Raw genomic sequence first — 22,168 nt, 5'->3', positions numbered from 1 at the left:
TCAAAGTGAGGTTCAAGCCAAAGCTGAACAAAAATCAGACTTAATAGAAGTTCAACAAAAGTATGCCAAACAGTACCGAGTTAGCGTTCATCAATGGAGTTATGGCAGATTGATGGCAAATATTCACTCGTCAGCTGTTAAAGCTGGAATTGTTATAGAGGAGTCAAAACAGCCAATGTTAAACTGGTATTGTGATCATAGCAGTTCATTTTTGATATGCCTTATCCAGATTGTTTAATGGACATTAATTTGTTAAAAATGACATCAATCTGTTAACGGTGACAAATAATTAGTTAATGTACATAAACAGTAATTAGATTGAAGATGTCTTACCAAAAACATCAAATTCCATGACTTTTACCAATTACCCAATTCCGCCGGAAAAATCGGGCTAAAGCTGATTCTTCTAAGGATAGATAAATTGGTCGTCCGTGGGGACAGGTGCGAGGGTTGCGAGTGCGTTGCCAATTATCTAAAAGTGTCTGCATTTCTTGTTGATTCATAGGTGTACCATTACGAATGGCACTGCGACAGGCGACAGCTACTTGGGCTGTTTGTAAATCACCTCCCCAACTAAGTTCTAAAATTGCTTCTGCACAATCGTCTCGCTGCTGCAAAGGTGCAGGGATGTTTCGCACTGCCCAAAGTTGTTCGCCAAAGGGTTCTATTTCTAAACTGATGCGTTGCAGTTGCGATACTTGCGCTGGTGACAATTGATAAAGAATGATTGGCGGTTCGACGGGGACAAGTTGCCAATTATCAAACAATTGCTCATACAAAACTCGCTCATGGGCAATGTGCTGTTCCACTAACCACATACCACCTGGATGTTCCGCCACAATATAGGTATTGCTAACTTGAGCCACAGCTTTTAAGGAATTAGGAGAGACGCGATTAATCGCGTCTGTAGAAGGGTTGGGATTTTGAGGATTGAAATTGTAGCTGCCTTTGGCTTCTGCGGCTTTGAGTAATTTACTAACTCGTGTCGTGTGAACAGCTTCTTTAAGATTGTTAGAAGAAATGCTGAGTGCTTGGTTAATTGCTTGGGTAATTTGTTCTTGCCAATAAATGATTTCGTTGAGGTAAATTTCTGTTTTTGCTGGATTGCGATTCCAGTTAATTTGATCGGGGGAAATGGCAAGATGTAAGAAACAAATTGGATAGCGATCGCGTGGTAATGTTCTATGAAATGCTGATAATATTGTTTGCTCTAGTTCCGGTGTCTTAACCATTCGTCCGTTAATGGCTACACGTACCCAATCTGGACGATGACGATGACAGCGATCAGGTAATCCTACCACTAAGTTTAGTGCGGAGTGAGGAGAGACGCGATTAATCCCGTCTGTACAGGAGTTGGGAGGGTTGGGTATTTCGAGTTTGACTTCTTGCAAATCACCTTGTCGCACTTGCGGTAAAATCTGCGGTAGCAATTGCCCAGTTGTCGCGGCTGGAGAGATAGTGAACCATTGACGATCATTTTGCCAAATCTGCCAGGTGACGTGAGGATGACACATAGCGATTTGGTGAATTGTGGCTTGCACGGTTTTCATTTGCTGTGCTGCTGTGGGCAATCCCTGACGACGAGATGAGCAATTACCGAAAAGATGAGAAACTGTCACTACTGTACCAGGTGCGATCGCAGTTACTTCAACTTGCACAACTTCTCCGCCATCGCCATAGCTAATTCGCCATCCTAATTTTCCACCCACAGGACGACTCAAAATTTCTAAATCTGCCAGAGTCGTTAAACTGTGTAACGCCTCACCACGAAATCCTAAACTGTTAATTTTCCATAAATCGGCACTAGAGCGAATTTTACTGGTGCTGTGGGCTGTGGCTGCTTGTTGCAAATCATCTAGGTTCATTCCACAACCATTATCTGCAACACGAATTCGCCATTGCTGTGGCCATAAAGAAACCACAATTCGCGTTGCACCTGCGTCTAGGGAATTTTCTACTAATTCCCGCACCACAGAAGCGAAACAGTCGATTACCTCACCAGCTGTAATGAGATATACGACTTCTGTTGGTAGAGCTTGAATAGTAGATGCCATAAATTATAGTTTATAGCTTCTGGGTACAAGGTAAGTGGAGAAGAAATCAATTCAAAATGACGCTCGCGGACTCGCTAACGCTGCGCTAACAAAATTCAAAATTGTACCCTTACAGGGATCTTGCTACGCCCAGCGTTTTGTAGAGAAAAAAAGACTGGGGGAGATGTAGCTTTAGCTTTCCGTAGGCTGGGGAAATTAGGAAGCAAATTAACCAGAAATTTTTCTTAATTGTAAATAAAATCCAATTAAACGGAGATTTTTGATAAATTGCTTGTGAGGTGATAAGCCAAAAAATTTATCAGTAATAATTCAGTTGCTAATGTCCATGAGCTAAAGACCCGTTTGCAACGGGGTCAACCAGGTTTTACAATTGTTAATGTGCGCGTAGGCGCAGCCCGCCGTTAGGCATCGCCACATCTACAATAACGGTCGGATCAGTGGAGCAATACCCATCCCATTAGATGATTTGGCATCTAAAGCCAAATCTGCTCTACATAAAGAATGCCATATTTATATTTATGGCGACAGTGACGAACAATCAACCCAGGCTGCACAAATTCTGAGAGGAGAAGGGTTTGTTGAGGTAGTGGAAATCCAAGGTGGTCTTGCAGCTTGGATTTCAGTCGGTGGTGCTACAGAAGCTGTTGCCGCTTAAACTTAACCCAGGTATATCAATCCAAGCCTATTTATTGTATAATTGCTAGTTTTTTGTACTGCACATTAGACTTCTAGGAAAAATCTGAATTAGTAAAAAGGAAACTACAGATAAACACCGATAAATTCTCTGCGTATATCTGTGGTTTAATCCCTGAAAAATTGACTTTTGCAAGATATTTACTGTGCATTACAGCTTTCTCTACAGCATCAAAAAAAATACACTGATTGCAACATTAATTAACATTAAATCATCTTACTTTCTACTTACCTCTAGTTGGTAGTTAATTACTATCACTGGTTGCCAAAACTTTAGGTAGTTCAGGTTTCAGTAACCCATTCAACAGGGATGCGGGACGTTGACTGTAAGGCCAAGCAAAAGCATGACGGAAAGCTGCATCTTGACAAGCTTGTAATTGTGCAAAACTGATAATGTTGTAAGTCAAGAGATTCTCATACTCAAACGGTAGACGCACATTGTGCAATCCGGCATTATCAGTACAGATAGCAATATCTACCCCAGCTTCAAAACAACGGTCAAAAACTAATTTGAGTTGACGGATATCCTGCAAAGTACCAGTTTTTAGATAAGTTGTGGGGCAAACCTCTAAACACTGTCCGCGTTTAGCCACATCATTAAGTAACTCTGGATACAGTAGGGGAATTTGGATGCCGTGACCGATTCGCATGAGATAGGGTAACAGTTCAGGGTAACAGCCAGCAGTGGTTTCATATAGATGTCCAGTGGTCTTAACGCCCTGCGATCGCGCATAATCATATAAGCTAATCCATTCTTCTAAGCGATCGGCATAATAGCTATCACCCCCCGCTACATCTACTGCACAGACATACTGCTTATTTTGCGCCGCCAAATCAACAATCGCTTTGTTCACCTCATAAGGTAAACGCGTGTGCATACAGAGAATTTGGCTAGTAACAATCGGATATTCTGGCTGGTGGCTGGCAAGCCCTACCACTTGCACGATTTCTGCCATCTTGTCAATTCTTTCTGATTGACTCAGATGCTCAGGTGTCCGCAAATAGGGAGTGTAGCGCAGCTCCAGATAAGCCAAATTTTCAAAAATGTAAGCACCCCGCACCAAGCGATAGATAAAGTAAGGCAAAGTCTCTACAGTTTGCACACTTTCTACCAGGGTGTGTAATTCTAGATACTCATCCAGGGTGTTGCGTGGACGGGTGTAAAAATCTTCAAATTGTGAATAGTCAGCAAATCGGGAAATCAACTCCGAAGAATGTCGCTCAAAATATCGCCATAAAACTCGTGGTACGACCGAACCGCCCAGATGTCTATGTAATTCAGCATATAAAGCCATAGTGGTATTTTTATGTAAAAATTTTATTAATTGTAACAAAAACATAGAAGGAAAAAATCTGGACTCGAAAAAATTTAGCTCCAAAGAATTGGAGCGGAGGTTTCCCACCATCTGAATTTTTCAGATGAGGCTTCTGGCCTAGAGGCTGTGCGAAAGTCGGGATTTTATCCTTATTTTCTGAAAATCCAGCATTTAATAGTGTTTTAAGCATAAATAAACTTGACATTATCAAGATTAAATTGATACTATTAAATACTTTAATTTTTGTGTTATACTTAAATAAACATTGCTATTGTTGAGGAAGTAAAATATAACAATATATTTTTCCTTTAACGAAGCAAATTCCTGGCAAGGTTGGTATTAATTGAAAATTCAAGCGTTGGAAGTCAAGGCTGGCGATCGCATTGTTGCTTACTGCAACAATAAAATGCAAATCTGCAAGGTAAAACGCATTTTAGATCCCGGTCAAGCTAATATCACACTATCAGTATTCACATCTGAGAATTATCGCGGTTGCTCAGTTTCATCTATAGTCCGCTTTCAGAGCAACGCCTTAGTTGATTTAGTAAGTTAAAAACCAAGTAAACATTCAATCTCAAAAATATCTCTAGCTATTGTCCAGCCTCAAGCTGGATATAGTTATTATTAAAGGTGCGATGCCTAGGGGTGGTTTGGGCTACGCCTACGCACATACAAATCTGTTAATTGTGGCTGGATGATTTTCCAGAAAAACGTCCTCACACTATTAAGCTGTGCAGGCGGAGGTTTTTGAGAAAACTGATACTATGCTCATGCGCCACCAAGAAATGAGAGAACTAGGCACAAAGCAATTATAATTGTGCTTAGTTTCTAGGGCGTGTCAAATTTTAATTGATAATAAGCAAGTTCGTAGTGAGTTAGCGCGGTCTTCTCCCAAAGGGAGAGGCTAGCGCCTTTCCTTTGGAACGCTACGTTCGCTCTACAAAATTTAGAATAAGATGAGGTTTACTAATTATTTGGCAATGGAAGTTTTAAAACTTACAACTAAAATCGATGAATCAGGATATTTAAATCTTAATATTCCAACGCAGTTAGCGGCGGTTGAAGTGGACATTGTAGTTGTTTTGAATCCAGTTTCGTCAGAGGAAAAGCAGCAACCTAGTTATAATTTCTCTAATTTGGTGGGGCGATTAACTTGGCGGGGAGATGCGGTAGCAATGCAGAGGAATCTACGCGATGAGTGGTAATCGCTACGTGTTGGATACGAATGCGATAGTAGCTCTGCTTCAAGGAAACTCTCAACTTATTTAATTACTCCAAGATGCTGATTGGATTGGAGTTTCAGTTATTAGCAAAATTGAATTTCTCGCGTTTTCTGGGCTGAGTCAAGAGGAACGTCAGCTTTTTGAGCAGTTTTTGCAACGAGTTGAGGTTGTCAATTTAGTGGCAAGTGATGCTGTTTTGATTAAAAAAATCATTGAAATTCGCCAGCAATATCGGTTGAAACTACCAGATGCAATTATTGCAGCGATGGCGATCCAAAATTCAGCAAGTTTGGTCACTGCCGATCAATAGTTTGCGAAGGTAACAATTTTAACAGTAATTAATTGGTAGACTCTACCTTTTCCTTGCAGTGCGTAGACGTAGCCCATCGTAGACATCCCTACCTAAAAATCAAATACCACAAAAAATAAAAAAAGTCAAATAAAAATTCTGTTGCTTATCGCTTGAGCATTGCGGCGATAAGCAACAGAAAGCTTAGGCTATTTTTTCGATTTAAGAGCGATGTCTACGATGGTCACTGAGCTTGCCGGAGTGCGGGCTAAAAGTCTTCTGAGTCCTTATGTCAAGCCTAATTGAGATAATCTTATCTTGGCAAAGCGATGCCTACGGCGAGCTTCACGAGACGCTTTGCGAACGCTAACGCATTACTAAGATCACCATTCAATTGATGGCTTTTATTAATTCTTTTTCACATCACGAGCCATATTGAGAAAGTAGTCGTCAATTTTGGCATTAGGACGACGGCGGGTAGTGGCGGAAATTTTAGGAATGTTATCCTGATTCGTTTCAATTTGCTCTTTTGCAGAAGCTTGTTTTATACTTTGCTGCTGATCAGATTCCAAGAAATAATCAGAGCTAGTCAATCCAAACAGGTTGGTAAAAAAACCAAATAAATTTCCGAAAAAATTAGCAACACTTTTCAATAGAACATCAAACAAGCCTTGAAGACGAAGGAACAAGTTCCGAACAGTTTGAGTTAGACGAAACATAACAGCACCCTCTATGATTGCGTATTATTATTGTGACTTAATTCCAATAAGAGGAATGGTGCTATGCAAAAAATTTACCAGGCATAGGCGTGAGAGCAGCGACAATATATTACAGGTTACATTTAAAACATTTATACTTTGGCACTACTAACCCGATAACTGCGTCAACTTTCTTGCAGCTAAATTACTGTATCAGTTTTCCTGGTGCAGCAATTTAATGTTGATATGGAATGAAATATAACCAATTAACCTCATTTAGTAAGCAGAAGTAATGGCAACTCAGTTCTGGGAAAAAAGCATAGAAATTAATGCTACTTTAACTAACTTACTATTTAAGCTTGTGTGTAGAGGCTTACTCCTATGTCGCAGCAAGCTACGCAAAGCGTCTATTAGAGTTGCGCCTAGTCGCCTCATTTATCAAGGTTGGTGGCTTTTAAGGAAGCGTCTGCTGCCATTATTATGTCTGATATCATTCGTTGCGGTATTGCTACTCAACACTTTTGCCCCTACCGTTGCCCAACTACCTCCTCAACCTCGTCAGGAAATTCGGGGGGTGTGGCTGAGTGGTAATGATTTTAGCGTTTTCCGAAATCGCTCAAAGGTGCAAGCAGCTATGAGCCAACTGCGGCAGTTAAACTTTAACACTGTTTATCCGATAGTGTGGAACGATGGTTATACACAATATCCCAGTGCAATCATGCAAAAAATGGGTATCCCCTTTTTCTTCAAGGGAACAGATGGACAAGATGTGATTGCAGACATTATCAGCCAAGCCCACAGAGAAGGGCTACTAGCAATACCCTGGTTTGAATTTGGTTTCATGGTTCCCCTAACTTCGGAACTTGCATCCCAGCATCCAGATTGGCTGACACAAAAGCGGGATGGGACTCAAACTTCAATTAGTGCTGCGGGTGAAGTAGCGTGGTTGAATCCGTTTCACCCGGAAGTGCAAAAGTTTATCACCGAACTGGTGATGGAAGTCATTACTCAATACGATGCTGATGGCGTTCAATTTGACGATCATGCGAGTTTACCTGTGGATTTTGGTTACGATAAATACACAATAAGTCTATACACTCAAGAAACTGGCAATCCTCCCCCACCCAATCCCCAAGCCCAAGCATGGATAAAATGGCGGGCAGATAAAATCAGCACATTCATGGTAGACCTCTACCAAACTGTGAAAGCTAGAAAACCGAATGCTATTTTCTCAGTTGCTCCTAATTATTATGATTTCGCCTACAAGCTGCAATTGCAAGACTGGCTCAACTGGGTAAGGTTGGGTATTGTTGATGAGTTGGTTATGCAAGTATACCGTAATGATTTAGAAAGTTTTATCGCTCAAATTACCCGCCCAGAAATTTTAGAAGCAAAACAAGTTATCCCAACTGGTATCGGTATTATGGCGGGGTTACGAAATCGCCCAGTTGCTATACCACAAATCCAATCCCAGGTAGAAGCAGCGCAACAACGCGGTTTGGGTATCGGCTTTTTCTACTACGAAAGTCTTTGGGATATCGCGCCTGAACCAGTAGCGCAACGACAATCAGCATTTGCGGCTCTTTTCCCAAACCCAGCGTTGCGCGATATCTCTCAAAATACACCCCGCAAGCCAACTTTTGATACCATATCCCTACCTCTATACACAAAACCTTCCCTCGGTCAACGTGTTCGCGGCTATTTTTTAGAAATGGCGATCGCAGGTGGTCAGCCAAGGCGTATCTTATTAGATACAGGGTCAGCAGGGCTGCGAGTTCCCAAAGAGTTTTTAGGCAATGCCCCTATTCGCAGAACGGGACAAAATATCAAGGAGGTATTAAGTGATGGTACTATCCTGGAGGGAGAATTAGTTTATACTAATATCCGATTTGGTTTGCTTCCTGCCGCAGAACCCGTTCCGGTACAGATTGTTACTAGTCGCCAATGTACTGCCCAAATGCCTAATTGTTCAGCAAAGAGTGGTGTGCCATTTTCCGGTATTATCGGTGTTAACTATTTTGAAAAGTCACTTCCCTATAATCCGTTGAGAAAATTACCAGGCAATCTGAGTAATGGATTTATCGTAATTGGAAATGGTGGTAGTAACAACAATGGCAGCCTAATTCTCGGTTTAACTGCTGACAATCAAGCAGGTTTCAAAATGGCTGCTTGGAGTAAACAAAGCGAAATTAATGGTGTACCCGGTAATAGATGGGACTCTCGACTGAGCAAAGTTTGTTTAACTCTTGCTGGGAGTTCTGCTAAAAATTCTTGTAATGGCACAATGATCACTGATACTGGAACTATTAATGGTTTGACTGAATTCAAGTCAGCTTCCACAGCAGGTAAACTCAAACCAGGAGTATTGCGCTCAACAAATGCTTTGAAAGTAGCAATTAATGGCATTTTTGATTACAGCCTGACACCAGGAACCCGCGACGGATTTAATCGCTGGAATTTAAGTATCTCGCCACAGGCAGAACTTTCTATATTTGTAAATACTGGCATCGCATTTTTTGATAAGTACGATGTCCTCTTTGACCAAGTTAATGGAAGACAAGGTTTTCGCAGTCGGCGGTAATATCGTGTCCGGCTAAAGACTTATCATTGAGACTGCAAGGGGGCAGTTCTTGCTGGGAGCAGGGGGAAAGAGGCTTTTCTGATTTTTGCACAGATGGGGTAATCATAAGTGATTAACCGGACTTGATATAAAAGGGAAGTAAAGACTTGCTCCCTCAGAACTAATGATACAGACCACTAGTAGTCTATCAAGCGAAGTTTGAAGGGTAAAGGAACGAACCGCGAACGCGAGCGCGTCTCGCAGAGAAGGAAGAGGGAAAAGAGAGAAACAAAAAAGTTGATTTACGAAGCAAAGTTGATTTAATGGGCTACTAGAGAAAGGTTTAAATAGCTTATCATTATAATTTCTGCCCTGCGTAAATTGATCGCACTTCACCGTTACGGCGGATAACGGCTTCACCATTACTCACATCTACTAATGTCCAACCGCTTGAGCCGATACTTTCACCCATATTGATGCGGCGAGTTACACCATCAATTTTAAATAAAGCGGCAGATTTATTGCCTAACTCGAGTAATCCTTCTAAGGTATTACTCGGAGCATCTGCGATCGCAACTGCCGGATATACTTGTTCTTGGGTAATAGTTGGTTCTGACTCTGGGGCAAGTGCTGCGCGTAATGGAACTACTGGTAATGCAGGCAGAGGACTGGGTGTTTGCCGCACAGTAATCGGTACAGTTTTCGCAGCTACAGGTTTAAGTTCGGCTCTTACAGCCGCAGCTAACATGTTGACAGTTACAGGTTTGGCAGCTTGTCGCACTGTATTCAGGGCACTTTTCACAACATTCGGTTGAGATCCTTGTAACGCACTCGCAACTTGTGGTAAAAGTGTAGGACTACCAGGAATAGCCGGCAGTGCGTAGCGCATTGGCGACGGCGCTTGATAAACGGGAACATAGATGCGCTCAACAACGCTTCCAGAACGGTTGGGGGCTGGTGGTGTGTTGTTAGCTAGAAGTGGAAGTGATGGTAAATTACCAGTTGTTTGCCTGTTACCAAAGGCTATTTGGTTAGTATTTGCCTGATTGGAAAATCCACGTATGGTAGATTTTTGATTAGGCATTGTTTCTTGCTTATCTATAACTGCCAGCGATTGGAGCATGTAGTCAACTAAATCTGCCTCTATTTCTACTTTTGTTGGCAACTGTGACTGCGGTTGCGGCACTATAAAAGCTGGCTGGGTCAAGTTAGTATTTAGAAGATATACGACTCCAGACTGTACCAGGTAGATAATACCAGTGATCGCCACGCCTAAAGTTGTTCCCACCATCAGCAGTTTGCCCAAATTATGACTACTTTTCTGACGCTTTTTACTAACTCTTTTTACGGTGGCGCTGTCAAATACAAAGGTACTCAAGTGTTTGTGGTTATCTTGAGCAACTGACTGCACTGGTTGGTTTACTGTGTTTGGTAAGATAATCTGCGGCATCGTCATAACAGTTTGCACCACATTTTCTGGAGGTGACTGGCGTTGAGGTTGGGGAGAAACTCCTGCAACAGACTGGTTCGATTTGTTCTGCTTACTGTGCCTAACGGTTTGAGAAAGCAGATTACCACTAACATCCAGAATGGAGTCGATATCGGCAAAGAGTTCATCCATTAAACCATCAGCATAGTTTTCTATCGACCAAGGCTCGTTGGCGATTAAGTCTTCTGATGGTTCCGGTACTATGAGACGGGTGCTGGCTTCTTGTAACATAGACTTTCTATCTTTGTTGCTAGGACGAGGAAACGCCGCGCCTACTGCCTGGAAATTAGGATTACAGATAAAATATCCAATCTGCCGTCTGATTGAGACGAGTTGGTTGAGCGTTGGTATTAAAGTCAACTTTAATCTGGAGATTGTTGTTGATGCCACTACTAATATTTATGTCATCTATCATACCAATCTCCCTCCCTACTACTATACTCAGTCTTTATCAAGCTTGTGTTAAGCTAACGCTGGAAATTCTGACTGGCTCTTGGTTCTACGCAATTCTAAATATAATAGTAAAGCGTTAACGTCTGCTGGGTTTACACCACCAATACGTGCAGCTTGACCAAGAGTGAGTGGTTTTACGTGAGTTAGCTTTTCCCGTGCTTCTTTGGAAAGAGTATCAATTGTTGTATAGTCCAAATCCGCAGGTAACTGGCGGTGCGCTTGGCGGGCAATTTGGTCTATCTGATTTTGTTGCCTAGCAAGATAGCCAGAATACTTGATGTCAATTTCTGCGCCTTCTTTCTGGGCGCGGTTGAGGTTGGGGTTTCCTAGTCCGAACCTGTCGAGGTCAACGTAATGGAATCCGGGACGCCGCAGCAAGTCATTGAGGGTAATTGAACCTTTAATTAATTGCTGGGTATTAGATGCGATCGCTATTCCTATTTCATCATGTTCTTTGACTCGTGTAGCTTGCAATCTTTGCTTTTCTGTGGTAATATTTGCTTGCTTTTGGGTAAATAGATCCCAACGGCGATCGTCAATTAAACCGATTTCCCGTCCCAAGGGTGTCAAGCGTTGGTCGGCATTGTCAGAACGTAATATCAATCGGTACTCAGACCTACTGGTAAGCATCCGGTAAGGTTCACGCAGGTCTTTTGTACACAAGTCATCAACTAGCGTCCCAATGTAACTTTGCTCGCGGGCAAAGACAATCATTTCTTGAGAGCGAACAAATCGAGCGGCGTTAATTCCCGCCACAAGCCCTTGAGCTGCGGCTTCTTCATAACCTGTGGTGCCGTTAATCTGCCCAGCACAAAACAATCCAGCAATCTTCTTAGTCATTAGTGTGGGGTAACACTGAGTTGCTGGTAAATAGTCATATTCCACAGCATACGCTGGACGAAGCATCACACATTTTTCTAAACCAGGGAGAGTCCGCAACATTTGCAGTTGCAAATTTTCTGGCAACCCTGTAGAAAACCCTTGGATATAAAGTTCGGGTATATCCCGTCCTTCTGGTTCAATAAATATTTGATGGCTTTCCTTATCGGCAAAGCGCACAATTTTATCTTCAATACTGGGACAATAACGCGGCCCTTTTGCTTCCACCCAACCACCATAAACTGGCGACAGGTGCAAATTTTCCTGAATTAGGCGATGGGTTTCGGCAGTTGTGCGGGTGATGTAGCAAGGCATCTGTTCCCGTTCTACCCACGCCTCTGGGTCAAAGCTAAACCAGCGTACATCTTCATCCCCTGGCTGGATCAGCATTTTACTATAATCCACCGATCGCTTATCTACCCGGGCTGGAGTTCCAGTTTTGAGTCTTCCAGTTTCAAATCCCAGGCGATTTAGGGTTTGTGTCAATCCTTCAGCCGCAAATTCCCCAGCGCGTCCGGCTGGCATTGATTTGTTACCAACCCAAATTTTGCCCCCCAGGAAGGTGCCAGTTGTCAAGATGACTGCTTTACATTGGAACCCGACACCAAAATAAGTTTCAACGCCGATAACTTCACCGTTAGCACCCAGTACTAAATCTGTTACCATACTCTCGCGGATTGTCAAGTTTTCTTGGTTCTCGACAATATTCTTCATCACTGCTGCATATTCGCGCTTGTCTGTCTGAGCGCGTAATGCCCAAACAGCAGGCCCCCGTGAAGAGTTGAGAATACGTTTTTGTAGGTAAGTGCGGTCTGCTACTTTACCAATTTCTCCGCCGAGTGCATCTACCTCATGAGTCAACTGAGATTTAGCCGGGCCACCCACTGCTGGATTACAAGGTTGCCAAGCGATTTTATCCAAGTTGAGCGTCAATAGCAGGGTACGACAACCGAGGCGTGCAGAGGCGAGAGCTGCTTCGCAACCGGAGTGACCTGCACCGACGACTATGACATCAAAAGCGTCTTGGAATTCAACGGAATTGTGCATGGTCATACTTACAGGATCAGCAAGCTTAGAGTTCTTTTCAATTTTAACTGTTCCAGTGGTTTCATGGATGTAACTTTCTGATAAAAAAGTTATCAAATTTACTAGTACTAAATTAAGACAAGTTTCTTTTTTTTACTTGAGCAAGAAGTCAAAAATATAATGTTTTTAAAATTTGTGACAACTTTCCGGGTTGTTTACCACAACTATTGTTCACATATTTAGCCATTAGCATCCGTTTAGTTCATTACTAGTAGATATTAAATATTTCTGAACCTATAGTTTAATACCAATGAATAAGATTTGTTTTTAAATCATTAACAATATTAGATATAACAGAATTTTATTTTTAGTTCAACTCAGCATTAGTTACAAATGAAGCTTAATATTACAAAAAGAAAAAATATTACTAGAGATATCAGAAAAGCAACTTTCATCAGTATAGTTATTTTGATAATTTTTGTATTAGTAGCTAGTAATGAGATTACCCATCACAAAGTTGCTATAACCGCCCAACCATTAAACGGATGCTTGAGTACTGATTCGTTACCTTGTACAAATATCTCTAAAAAGACAACATCAGAACCATTTGTTCCCGATCCAAAATTAAATGCTCAACAGCGTTTCTTATCTGCGATCGCTAGGAAGTTACCCACAATTCCCCAAGCTGGTACTTATGAATATATTTTGCTAAAAGCATACGGTGCAGTCTTTGTAAATCAAGATGTCGGAATTAAACTACCGCAAAAAGATATCTTTGCTAATGAACAAGAAACCCAAGAGTTTCAAGGTAGTTTAACAATGGGTTATGTTGATGGCACTAAAGACTGTTACTTACAAAAATCGGCGGCTGATGCTTTAAATAAAGCGCGAATCCAGCAACAGATACCACTAAAATCTGGTTATGGTTCTGGTGATTGTACTCGCACTTTCAACACGAATTTAAGATTTTGGCACAAATATGCTAACAATCAAGTTTTGGCAAAAGTTCAACAGGGCAAAGAAACAAAAGTTCTCGGTTTAGTTGCACCTCCTGGAACTTCACAGCATCTTTGGGGATTAGCAATTGATTTACGCGTAAGTAGTAAAGAACAAAGAAAAGCTCTTAATCAAAATGGTTGGTTTCAAACTGTACAAAACGATCTTCCACATTGGACTTATGTGGGTTTAAGTGAAGAGAATTTAACTCTATTTGGTTTTAACAAACAAGTTGTGCAGGGCATTACTTATTGGATTACGCCACTATAATTGTTAGATAGTATAAAAACTTGGGAATACTAAACTTAAATGTGTATTGTTAGGGATTTAGCTATGCGAAACGAAGCTGCTAACCAAGAGCAAGCCTTCCTGATCGAATTATTAAGAGCAACTTATCAAAATCAGGAAGTCTATCCAATTCTGCAACAGAACTTAAGTAAACTCAATGATAACTTAGCTTTCATATTGCGGAAATGGGTAAGCGATCGCTTTGCTAAAGAACCTGCCAATGCTATTAATATAGCTAGAGTTATTATCCAACTAAGTAAAATTATTCAAGGGTTTGAACAAGGGAATTTTGCAAGTAATTTAGAAATTGCGATCGCAGGTTATGAAACAGTTTTGCAAGTGTGTACCCGTGAGGCTTTCCCTAAAGAATGGGATGTCGTCCAGCAAGCTTTGGTAACAGCTTATCAGCAACGCCAGCTAATTCTCTCCATAAGCATTGGGGAACTTCGAGAGCAGACGATTCAAACCCAGACTCAAATCAACACATTAACTGAGCAATTACAAGAAGAATTACAACAAGCAAAGCTGCAAGTCAATGACTTAAAAACAACAATTACACAGTTAAAACAAGAAGAAGGTAATTCTGAATCAAAAATAGATATAACATCTTTAATAGCTGAGTTTAAAGAGTTAAAGCAACGTCAGAGTCGTGTAGAGCAGTTTACTACAGCTAACATTTCACCTAAAAATGAGCAGTTCAATACAGCTATTTTTTATGATATTGAAAACTTAACAATGGGTAGAAACAACCCTAACTTAAATTTTTCTCTAAAAGAAATTCAAACAAATTTGGAAAACACTACCCTAGTTAATAAAATAGCTATCCAATGCGCTTATGCTGACTGGAGTGATTCTCGATTAAGACCACTCAAAAATGAGATTCAAGAACTTGGCATCGAAGCAGTTCAAATTTTTGATTATAGTCACAAACGGAATGCAGCAGATATGCAACTAGCCATTGATATCATGGAATTAGCCCAAAGTCGTCCTACACTGCAAGTTTTCGTTATTGTATCAGGTGATGGTGCATTTGCCGCTTTAGCTAAAAAGCTTCATGAATATGGAAAGACTGTAATTGGATGTGCTTATGAAGGACAAATTAATCGTATTCTCAAGTCTGTTTGTGATTACTTTATACCTATACCTGATCCCAAAGTAAAAATAGAGGAGATTCCAATTAATGAAGTAACTAGCGAGAGTCCATTAAATGATGATATTTTAGTAGTAACTAATAAAGTTTTGCAGGATTTAAAGAAGAATTGTGATCAATTAAATCAGCTTAAAGAAGGTGGGATTCATCTGCCTAAAATTCACACAATATTGAAAGATAATATCCCAAGTTTTGACCAAAGAAGAGAAAAACATGGTTATAGGTTGTTGAACATTTTTTTAAAGACAGTCATTGAAGGAACAGATATTTGTCTATCGAGTGACAACAATAAATTAATTTTGAGAGAAACGTTAACTTTAGGCTCTAATGGCTCATCAAATAAAACTTTAAATGGTGGTAGCCCTTATTTAAGGACTAGAGTGCTTACTACAAACTCCGTTAACCTGTCATAATCGCGTTTAGCTCCGTTCTTCAACTCTTGTAAAAGCAGTTTTTACAAAAGTTGAAGAAAGAGTATTCTAACGACTGTTATTCATTAACAATCGTAAAGCCTTCATAATCAATAACTCCAGTCGAAGCACTTGGTAAATTAACGTTACCAAGTAAGGTGGCGGTTGCAAAGCCAGCGCCATTAGTACCTGTGGCACTACCTAAACCTAGACCTGATGCAGCAAGTTCATCTTGGTAGCCTGTGATCTCATAGACAGCACCATTTTCCAACAAAGCCAACAATCTTTGAGAACCGAAGTTAGTAAATGCTAGTCCAGAATCTAAGTCAACATTCAGAGCTTGCCCTGAAGGAGTTCTCAAAGTAATCGGCGCAGATAGCTCACCAGTGAGCAAATCGACTTTGTAAAGCTGGTTCCCATCTCCATCACCACTGGTGAAATCGCTAGCAAGAGCGCGAGTTCTACCAGGATTGAGATTGTCAATAGCTAATCCATCGGCAAGTTTTCCAGGGTTGGTAGGTTGAGTTCCTTGTCTTTGTGCAGCAGTAGTAGGTGCGCCAAAGCCGTCTACAAGACTAATAGTTCCAGGGTTAGCTGTAGTAATTTTATAAAGAGAGCTTCCTACTGGCGTCTCAGCATCCCCTGAAATGTTGTATAGAACAATTGGTTGACCAGCTACTGAATAGTCACGGCCAAAGTCAGCACCTGAGTCAAACCCAAAACGACGTAGGTCAGATGGTGTAGGTGTTGGTGACGCACTAGCTGGAGCAAAAGGCTGATCTACATTATTTACCCGAATAACAGGACCAGGTGTTGAACTAGAGCCACGCGCTTCGTTAACGGTACTTGCCCTTCCGGTAATGGGGTTAGTTCCTAAACCTTCTAGGTCTGCGTTAGGAATATTCGCAGCAGTGATTTCGCCTACTTTTTGGGGAGTAGTAGCAAGGGGGCTTATGGGGAAGCGGTAAACTGCGAATTGTTCTCCAGCTTGGCTAGGATTGATATCCTGATCTCCAATGGTATAGCCGTAAAGAACCATGAGAATTTTCTCCTTAATTCAAACTGTTTAACTTTTGGGAACATTCCAAATATGCAGCATTCCAAATGTGCAAATTGCTATCTAACTATGTTGGGGGTGCAAATCTCAAAACTACATCTAGTTACATTTAAAGACATTTTTTGGAAACCCATTATTTCCAAGCCGGATTAAATTAACAGAGAATTAAGTTTTTCTGATTTACCCATTAAAAGTCAGATTTTAAGGTTAATAACTGTATTTGGAATTATCTTAATAAGACTATATTTTACTAATATTAAAAAATGTTTTTCTATTATTAATTTTTAATAAACTTAGGTTAAATTTTAATATTTACTGAGTGTTTTAACTCGTTGATAAGCTACTTCCATCGTTTCAATCAAGGAAGCATAACTCGAGTTTTTTAATAGCTATAAAACGATTTCTTCGCAGGCGATCGCTATTGATTTGTTCACTTAAAAATGCCTTTAATAAAAAGAATAAAAAAAGGGTTAGAGAATTGAAGAAATTTAAAAAGAAAATCCAGTTAGTCTCTACAAAAAGTAGAGCGAGTTTGGCAAATAAAACTTTTTTATCTTTAGCTCCGTTCTTCAACTCTTGTAAAAGTAGTTTTTACAAGAGTTGAACAAAGAGTATCCTAACGACTGTTATTCATTAACAATCGTAAAGCCTTCATAATCAACGACTCCACTCACAGCATTTGGTAAATTAACGTTACCAAGCAAGGTGGCGGTTGCAAAACCAGCACCATTAGCACCACCAGCACTACCTAAACCTAGACCTGATGCAGCAAATTCATCTTGGTAGCCTGTGATCTCATACACAGCGCCAGTTTCCACCCAACCGATCAATCTTTGAGATCCACTGTTAGTAAATGACAACCCAGAATCTAAGTTGAGATTCAAAGCTTGCCCTGAAGGAGTTCTCAGAGCAATCGGCGCAGACAGCTGACCAGTGAGCAAATCTACTTTGTAAAGCTGGTTCCCATCTCCATCATTAGTCCTGAAATCGCTAGCAAGAGCGCGAGTATTACCAGGATTGAGATTGTCGATAGCTAATCCATCGGCAAATTGAGAGTTGGTAGGTTGAGTTCCTTGTCTTTGTGCAGCAGTAGTAGCTGGGCCAAAGTTGTCTACAAGGCTAATAACTCCAGGGGTAGCTGTAGTAATTCTATAAAGAGAGCTTCCTACTGGGCCATTTGCGGGATTCGGATTCCCTGAAATGTTGTATAGAGCACTACTATTAAAGTCAGCACCTGACTCAAATCCAAAACGACGTAGGTCAGATGGTGTACGGGTTGGTGAGGTCGTGGCTGAAGCAAAAGGCTGATCTACATTATTAACGACAGTAACAGTTGGATCAATTGGTGTTGTAGGACCAGTGACCCGTGCTTCGTTAACCGCACCTACCCTTCCGGTAATGGGGTTAGTTCCCAAACCTTCTAGATCTGCGGTAGTAGCAGTACTTGGAAGATTGACTGTACCGACTCGTGTGGGAGTAATAGTACCTCCAGGCCCAGAAGGTATCAAAAAGCGGTAAACGTCAAGTTGCTTTCCATTACTAGCGTTGCCGTCACGATCCTCTCCAATGGTATAGCCGTAAAGAGCCATGAGAATTTTCTCCTTATTGAAACCTGTTAAACTTTTGAGAATATTCCAAATATGCAGCATTCCAAATGTGCAAATTGCTATCTGACTAAAAGTCTTTAAGGACACTAACAAAGCTAACCTTTGCAGGCTAAAAGTTAAAACTAGTCTGCATTATTTGAACTTTGCTTATATAGCCTATAAGCTTGCAAAATTGAAACACTACTAAACCTTTGACTGTAAATAGGCTAAGACAACTTAACTCAATGCTGTTATAGTTACTATTTGCTCAATGAACAAAGAGAAAAAGGTCTATGATTTGCCGATTCCAAGTCAAACTTTAAGGTTAAAAATTGTATTTGGAATTATCTTATTAGCACTGTATTTGAGTAATGTTAAGATTTCATAATATCTTGGTTAAAGTTTAGTATTTACTGATTATTTTTACTCACTGATGCAAGCATCACTCAACTGTTTTAATAGCTATTAAACGATTTAATCTTCGCAGGCGATCGCTATTGGTCTTAAAACTTACGTATTGACAGTAAATACCAAATAGGTATGGTTTAAAAACCTACATCTATCTTAGGGCTAATTTATGAATTACCCCAACAGTGTGGGTGTATTTACCATCAAAAAATGATCAATAACAGCCTGAAAAAACCTATTTTAGTAAATGCATACTATGACTAATTTGTACAGTATGTAAGTCTTAGTCCTGTTCACTTGAAAGTACCTTTAACCTGATTCTGCAAGAAGTTTAATGCCTATTGTGGAGGACTAAATCAGACTTTTGCTAGGGCGTAGACGCACAGCGCAAAGCTGGAGATGTTTCCGTTGCTTTGGTCTTGTTGTCAGACATCGCAACCTAAATGCAATCAAATTGCTCCTCTGGTTTTATCCCTCTTTTATCACTTTCAAGAGAGAATAATCTGGAAGGCTTACAACATAAGACTTTTACCAAAAATATAGATTTCAGCCATTCTGTTAGAAAATAAACGCTCAAATGCGCGTTCTATCTACAGTTCAAAATTTGGATCTTATTTTTCTTTTCCCAGAGTGACAAAAGAGGGTTTGAGCAAATTTCTAACTGCATGGTTATTTTTACCCTGCTGCATTAGTATGTCAAAATAAAAATACCCGATACATCAAGGTGAGCGATCGCTCCAAAAGCTAGATTAAAGGATTGACCTGAGCAATGGCAGACCCAACCAATCACAATCAAGCGGGAGAAGTAGCTCCCAGCACTGTTGACAAGCAAGCTCCCAGTGTGGCTGAAGAACACGCTCCTAGTACAGACTCACCCGAAGCCACAGATATTCCTACTGCTAACGCGCCAGATCCTAAAGCTGCAAACCCCGAAGATAACCCCAATGCTGCTAAACCAGCTGCTGCATCACCCAAGCGAGAAAAACCCGCAGCCGCAGCTAAAGCCGCAGCAGGCGAAAAACCCGCACCAACAGGAGAAAAACCCGCAGCCGCAGCTAAAGCCGCTAAAAAGGAAAAAGCCCCAGCTGTTGAAGATAAGCCATTTGTAGAGTTCATTGAGCAAGACTACTTGCCAGCTTTACAAAAAGCGATCGCTCAACAAGGCGTGAAAGATTTACAGGTGTCTTTTGCCAAGCAGAAAGTGCCAATCACTGGCTTTGAATCTGCTGAAGAATGCTGGCAAATTATCGGTAGTTGGAAAGAAACTGGTCTGCGTCAGTTTAACCTGTATTTCCCAGAAGAAGATATTCAAGGGAAAAAGGGATTTTCCTGTAATGAAGGCAAAAAACCTAGCACTCTAGAGTCATTCTTAATCGATGAGCGCAAAATTACCCTCGATTTGTTGGTATATGGCCTAGTTCAGCGCTTGGGCGGTCAAAAGTGGTTAGGTATAAATTAGTCATTAGTTTTTGACAAAGAACTAATGACAAAGGACGCTTTAGAGTGCGTGGAAATAGTAAGTAATATCATGTCCGCTTGATTACTTATTAAAGCTGGAGAACCCCACCCCCCCCCGCGGGGAGGGGAGCCAGTGCGGTCTTCTCCCTACAGCCCTTCTCAAGACAGGAGACGCTATTCGCTAACGGGCATCCTACAGCAGGCGCTAGTACAGAACGAAGTAAATAGAGCAACCATTTAAAATCTCTAAAAAGCGCATTCCATAATACTTTTGAATGCGTGAATGCGTGACTTCCGGCTTGTGGTGCTAGCCTCTCCCAATGTGACAAGGGGAGACTATGCCGCGCATAGCCCAGCGTCAAGCCTGCTTTTAACCCAATCAATTATTTGAAAGATTAGCTACAACAGCTTCTGATTCTATAGTCTTACTTTGATTTTCTATATGATAGGTAACTACTGCTTTGACTCGATCGTGTCCTGTGTAGCCACTTTTGTTAGTCAATTCCACAAGAATCTCAGAATTTTCTAGAGGTTTTAACTCAATTTCTTTGTGGTGAGACTGAAAATTTTGTAATTTGCCATCTAAGAGATTGCGGATTTCAACTTTAGAAATTTTTACAGTGACACTGTTAGTTTGAGGATTCTCCAAGAGGATAAAGACAGAAGCAAGACCAATATTGCGTTGTAGATCATGAGGAATACCCAAAGGCGGTAAATTTTCTTGTCTAGCAATCAGAGTTACTTTTTTAATCAAACTATTATTATTTTTCATAGTTGTTCTATGTTTAGATGCAGAATGAATTTGACTTTGAGCATGGGTGGAAGGGATACCATAAATGTTAGTTGATCCCAGTACAACCAGTAAAGCAATACAAGTTATCAAAGGTATTTTAATCATAAATACTAAAAAATGGTGTATGGGAAAATTCGGAAAGGATGAAGCTATTCATCCCCACCGAAAATTAGAATAAATATCATCCCTTAATCAGAGTTAAGCATTTGACCAGGCAAAATATGTCTTGAGATTGAGCAATTGCTCCCATGTTAAGTTCGCATCTTGATATCCCCAAGGATTTCTGACGCTAAATGTTCCATTTGCTGAATTGTAACTAGTAACAGTATAGGCGTGGTTATTAACTACGCCGTAATTTGCACCATTAACAAACCCAGCAGTTAATACTTTATTGGAATTGACTAAATCAATTAGTTGAGTTTTGGTCATCTTAGTAACTTGTTGCATAGTGGCATCCAAGCCAGTTACTTGACGGGTTACATAATCCATCCAGCCACCCTCAATAGAACTGTAAGCATTTGTGGTATTGTCAGGACGACTCCAACCTAACTCACCCAATTGAGCATAGGCTTTTTCTGCTAGTGCTACCCATAATTCATTGCTAGAATTATTGTAGGAACTACGTGGACTAGCGTAGATTAACTGTCCGTAAGCATCAGTGGGTAAATATTGATCAACTGTGACGTAGTTTGCCACAGCATTATTAAAGAAACGAACGGTGAAAGTATTATCACCATTGTTAATAAACATATTTTGGATGTAGTTAGGCTTTTCCTGAGCTATGGCAGATAGGGTAGCCAGATAATAACAATCTCCCACAGCACCTTGCTTAATATCATCTGCACTAATACCATTTTGGAATAAAGAGCCACTGATTGCTTGATAGTTAGCACTACTGGATGCTGTGGGGCGATCGCTTCCTAAAAACCACTTGCCAATCAATTTTTCCATTTGTGCAGCACTACTACCAGCAAAAAGGTTTCCTAGTGTTGTTTTACTTGTGCTACCTCCCGTCCACCATTGGTTTGCTGTGTTCCCATTCACTACATTGCTTGAGAGAACACGAACATAATCTAGCATGGTAAAGCGGCTGGCATTAGTAACAATGGTGCGAAGATCAACTAATTCAGTAGCATCAATTGCACTATTATCCTCAGCATCACGAAAGAGAGAAATCATCTCATTTCTGCTTAAATTCCCGTCTGCTGCCAGAGAGCGAGTTAAATTAATCAATCCTGCGTCTTTCAGATTTTGACTATACCAGTCATTATTAGTCCCTTGCACTGTAATAGCACTGGCAAAAATATTATTAATTTCATTGCTTTCATCCACGTAAGCATAA

At 40.7% G+C, this 22,168-nt stretch carries 18 protein-coding genes and 1 pseudogene; 9 read left to right on the top strand and 10 right to left on the bottom strand.

Going from position 1 to position 22,168, the window contains the following annotated elements; genetic code table 11:
• Positions 1 to 238, top strand: a 238-nt coding sequence (locus tag ACFE90_RS18575) for a hypothetical protein (protein ID WP_375503038.1), incomplete at its 5' end; no start/stop codon positions are given.
• 103 nt (positions 239 to 341) lie between these two features.
• Here ACFE90_RS18575 and mutL read toward each other — a convergent pair.
• Complete coding sequence (gene mutL, locus ACFE90_RS18570) at positions 342 to 2,054, bottom strand: DNA mismatch repair endonuclease MutL (protein ID WP_375503036.1); 1,713 nt, start codon at positions 2,052 to 2,054, stop codon at positions 342 to 344.
• 297 nt (positions 2,055 to 2,351) lie between these two features.
• Here mutL and ACFE90_RS18565 point away from each other — a divergent pair.
• Positions 2,352 to 2,709, top strand: a pseudogene (locus ACFE90_RS18565) (rhodanese-like domain-containing protein).
• A 283-nt stretch (positions 2,710 to 2,992) separates the two neighbouring features.
• Here the strand turns inward: ACFE90_RS18565 and ACFE90_RS18560 are convergent.
• A complete protein-coding gene (locus ACFE90_RS18560; protein WP_375503034.1) occupies positions 2,993 to 4,042 on the bottom strand; it encodes an adenosine deaminase in 1,050 nt (349 codons plus the stop codon).
• 364 nt (positions 4,043 to 4,406) lie between these two features.
• Here ACFE90_RS18560 and ACFE90_RS18555 point away from each other — a divergent pair, with 364 nt between their 5' ends.
• The 3 genes from ACFE90_RS18555 (at position 4,407) to ACFE90_RS18545 (ending at position 5,596) form a co-directional block, all read left to right on the top strand.
• The gene (locus ACFE90_RS18555) at positions 4,407 to 4,616 is read left to right on the top strand and encodes a hypothetical protein (protein WP_190890347.1); all 210 of its coding nucleotides are present in this window, start codon (positions 4,407 to 4,409) and stop codon (positions 4,614 to 4,616) included.
• Between the two features lie 403 nt (positions 4,617 to 5,019).
• Positions 5,020 to 5,268, top strand: coding sequence for a hypothetical protein (locus ACFE90_RS18550; RefSeq protein WP_375503032.1), 249 nt, complete (start codon positions 5,020 to 5,022; stop codon positions 5,266 to 5,268).
• 85 nt (positions 5,269 to 5,353) lie between these two features.
• Positions 5,354 to 5,596 carry a PIN domain-containing protein gene (locus ACFE90_RS18545; RefSeq protein ID WP_375503044.1) on the top strand — a complete coding sequence of 81 codons (243 nt, stop codon included), beginning with the start codon at positions 5,354 to 5,356 and terminating at the stop codon, positions 5,594 to 5,596.
• Positions 5,597 to 5,982: 386 nt separating this feature from the next.
• On the opposite strand, the gene ACFE90_RS18540 is transcribed toward ACFE90_RS18545, so the two are convergent.
• Positions 5,983 to 6,294, bottom strand: a complete 312-nt coding sequence (locus ACFE90_RS18540; RefSeq protein WP_375503030.1) for a threonine dehydratase — start codon at positions 6,292 to 6,294, stop codon at positions 5,983 to 5,985.
• A gap of 271 nt (positions 6,295 to 6,565) precedes the next feature.
• On the opposite strand from ACFE90_RS18540, the gene ACFE90_RS18535 reads away from it, so the two are divergent.
• Complete coding sequence (locus ACFE90_RS18535) at positions 6,566 to 8,854, top strand: glycoside hydrolase family 10 protein (protein ID WP_375503028.1); 2,289 nt, start codon at positions 6,566 to 6,568, stop codon at positions 8,852 to 8,854.
• Between the two features lie 337 nt (positions 8,855 to 9,191).
• Here ACFE90_RS18535 and ACFE90_RS18530 read toward each other — a convergent pair whose 3' ends face one another.
• From ACFE90_RS18530 to mnmG, 3 genes are all read right to left on the bottom strand, one after another.
• Positions 9,192 to 10,553 carry a hypothetical protein gene (locus tag ACFE90_RS18530; protein ID WP_375503026.1) on the bottom strand — a complete coding sequence of 454 codons (1,362 nt, stop codon included), beginning with the start codon at positions 10,551 to 10,553 and terminating at the stop codon, positions 9,192 to 9,194.
• A gap of 61 nt (positions 10,554 to 10,614) precedes the next feature.
• On the bottom strand, positions 10,615 to 10,737 hold the full coding sequence (locus tag ACFE90_RS18525) for a hypothetical protein (RefSeq protein ID WP_375503024.1): 123 nt from the start codon (positions 10,735 to 10,737) through the stop codon (positions 10,615 to 10,617).
• Between the two features lie 47 nt (positions 10,738 to 10,784).
• Positions 10,785 to 12,707, bottom strand: a complete 1,923-nt coding sequence (mnmG, locus tag ACFE90_RS18520; protein WP_375503042.1) for a tRNA uridine-5-carboxymethylaminomethyl(34) synthesis enzyme MnmG — start codon at positions 12,705 to 12,707, stop codon at positions 10,785 to 10,787.
• Between the two features lie 366 nt (positions 12,708 to 13,073).
• Here mnmG and ACFE90_RS18515 point away from each other — a divergent pair, with 366 nt between their 5' ends.
• Together ACFE90_RS18515 and ACFE90_RS18510 are read left to right on the top strand one after the other, a co-directional pair.
• Positions 13,074 to 13,946: a M15 family metallopeptidase gene (locus tag ACFE90_RS18515; RefSeq protein WP_375503022.1), complete on the top strand. Its 873-nt coding sequence runs from the start codon at positions 13,074 to 13,076 to the stop codon at positions 13,944 to 13,946.
• Positions 13,947 to 14,009: 63 nt separating this feature from the next.
• Entirely contained in the window at positions 14,010 to 15,527 is a 1,518-nt protein-coding gene (locus ACFE90_RS18510) for an NYN domain-containing protein (RefSeq protein WP_375503020.1), read from the top strand.
• 76 nt (positions 15,528 to 15,603) lie between these two features.
• On the opposite strand, the gene ACFE90_RS18505 is transcribed toward ACFE90_RS18510, so the two are convergent.
• Positions 15,604 to 16,563 (bottom strand): hypothetical protein, encoded by a 960-nt coding sequence (locus ACFE90_RS18505; protein WP_375503018.1) that lies wholly within the window; start codon positions 16,561 to 16,563, stop codon positions 15,604 to 15,606.
• A 644-nt stretch (positions 16,564 to 17,207) separates the two neighbouring features.
• Positions 17,208 to 18,170: a water stress protein WSP1 gene (locus tag ACFE90_RS18500; RefSeq protein WP_375503040.1), complete on the bottom strand. Its 963-nt coding sequence runs from the start codon at positions 18,168 to 18,170 to the stop codon at positions 17,208 to 17,210.
• A gap of 1,174 nt (positions 18,171 to 19,344) precedes the next feature.
• Here ACFE90_RS18500 and ACFE90_RS18495 point away from each other — a divergent pair.
• Positions 19,345 to 20,034 carry a DUF2996 domain-containing protein gene (locus ACFE90_RS18495; protein WP_375503016.1) on the top strand — a complete coding sequence of 230 codons (690 nt, stop codon included), beginning with the start codon at positions 19,345 to 19,347 and terminating at the stop codon, positions 20,032 to 20,034.
• A 378-nt stretch (positions 20,035 to 20,412) separates the two neighbouring features.
• On the opposite strand, the gene ACFE90_RS18490 is transcribed toward ACFE90_RS18495, so the two are convergent.
• Together ACFE90_RS18490 and ACFE90_RS18485 are read right to left on the bottom strand one after the other, a co-directional pair.
• Positions 20,413 to 20,805 (bottom strand): hypothetical protein, encoded by a 393-nt coding sequence (locus tag ACFE90_RS18490; RefSeq protein ID WP_375503014.1) that lies wholly within the window; start codon positions 20,803 to 20,805, stop codon positions 20,413 to 20,415.
• 219 nt (positions 20,806 to 21,024) lie between these two features.
• A partial coding sequence (locus ACFE90_RS18485; RefSeq protein ID WP_375503012.1) for a C2 family cysteine protease occupies positions 21,025 to 22,168 on the bottom strand: 1,144 nt, incomplete at its 5' end.

It is taken from the genome of uncultured Nostoc sp., assembly GCF_964245445.1.
In the GTDB taxonomy this organism is placed as follows: domain Bacteria; phylum Cyanobacteriota; class Cyanobacteriia; order Cyanobacteriales; family Nostocaceae; genus Nostoc.
The sequence above is the reverse complement of the archived record's forward strand: the minus strand, read 5'-3'. Positions and strand labels throughout refer to the sequence as shown.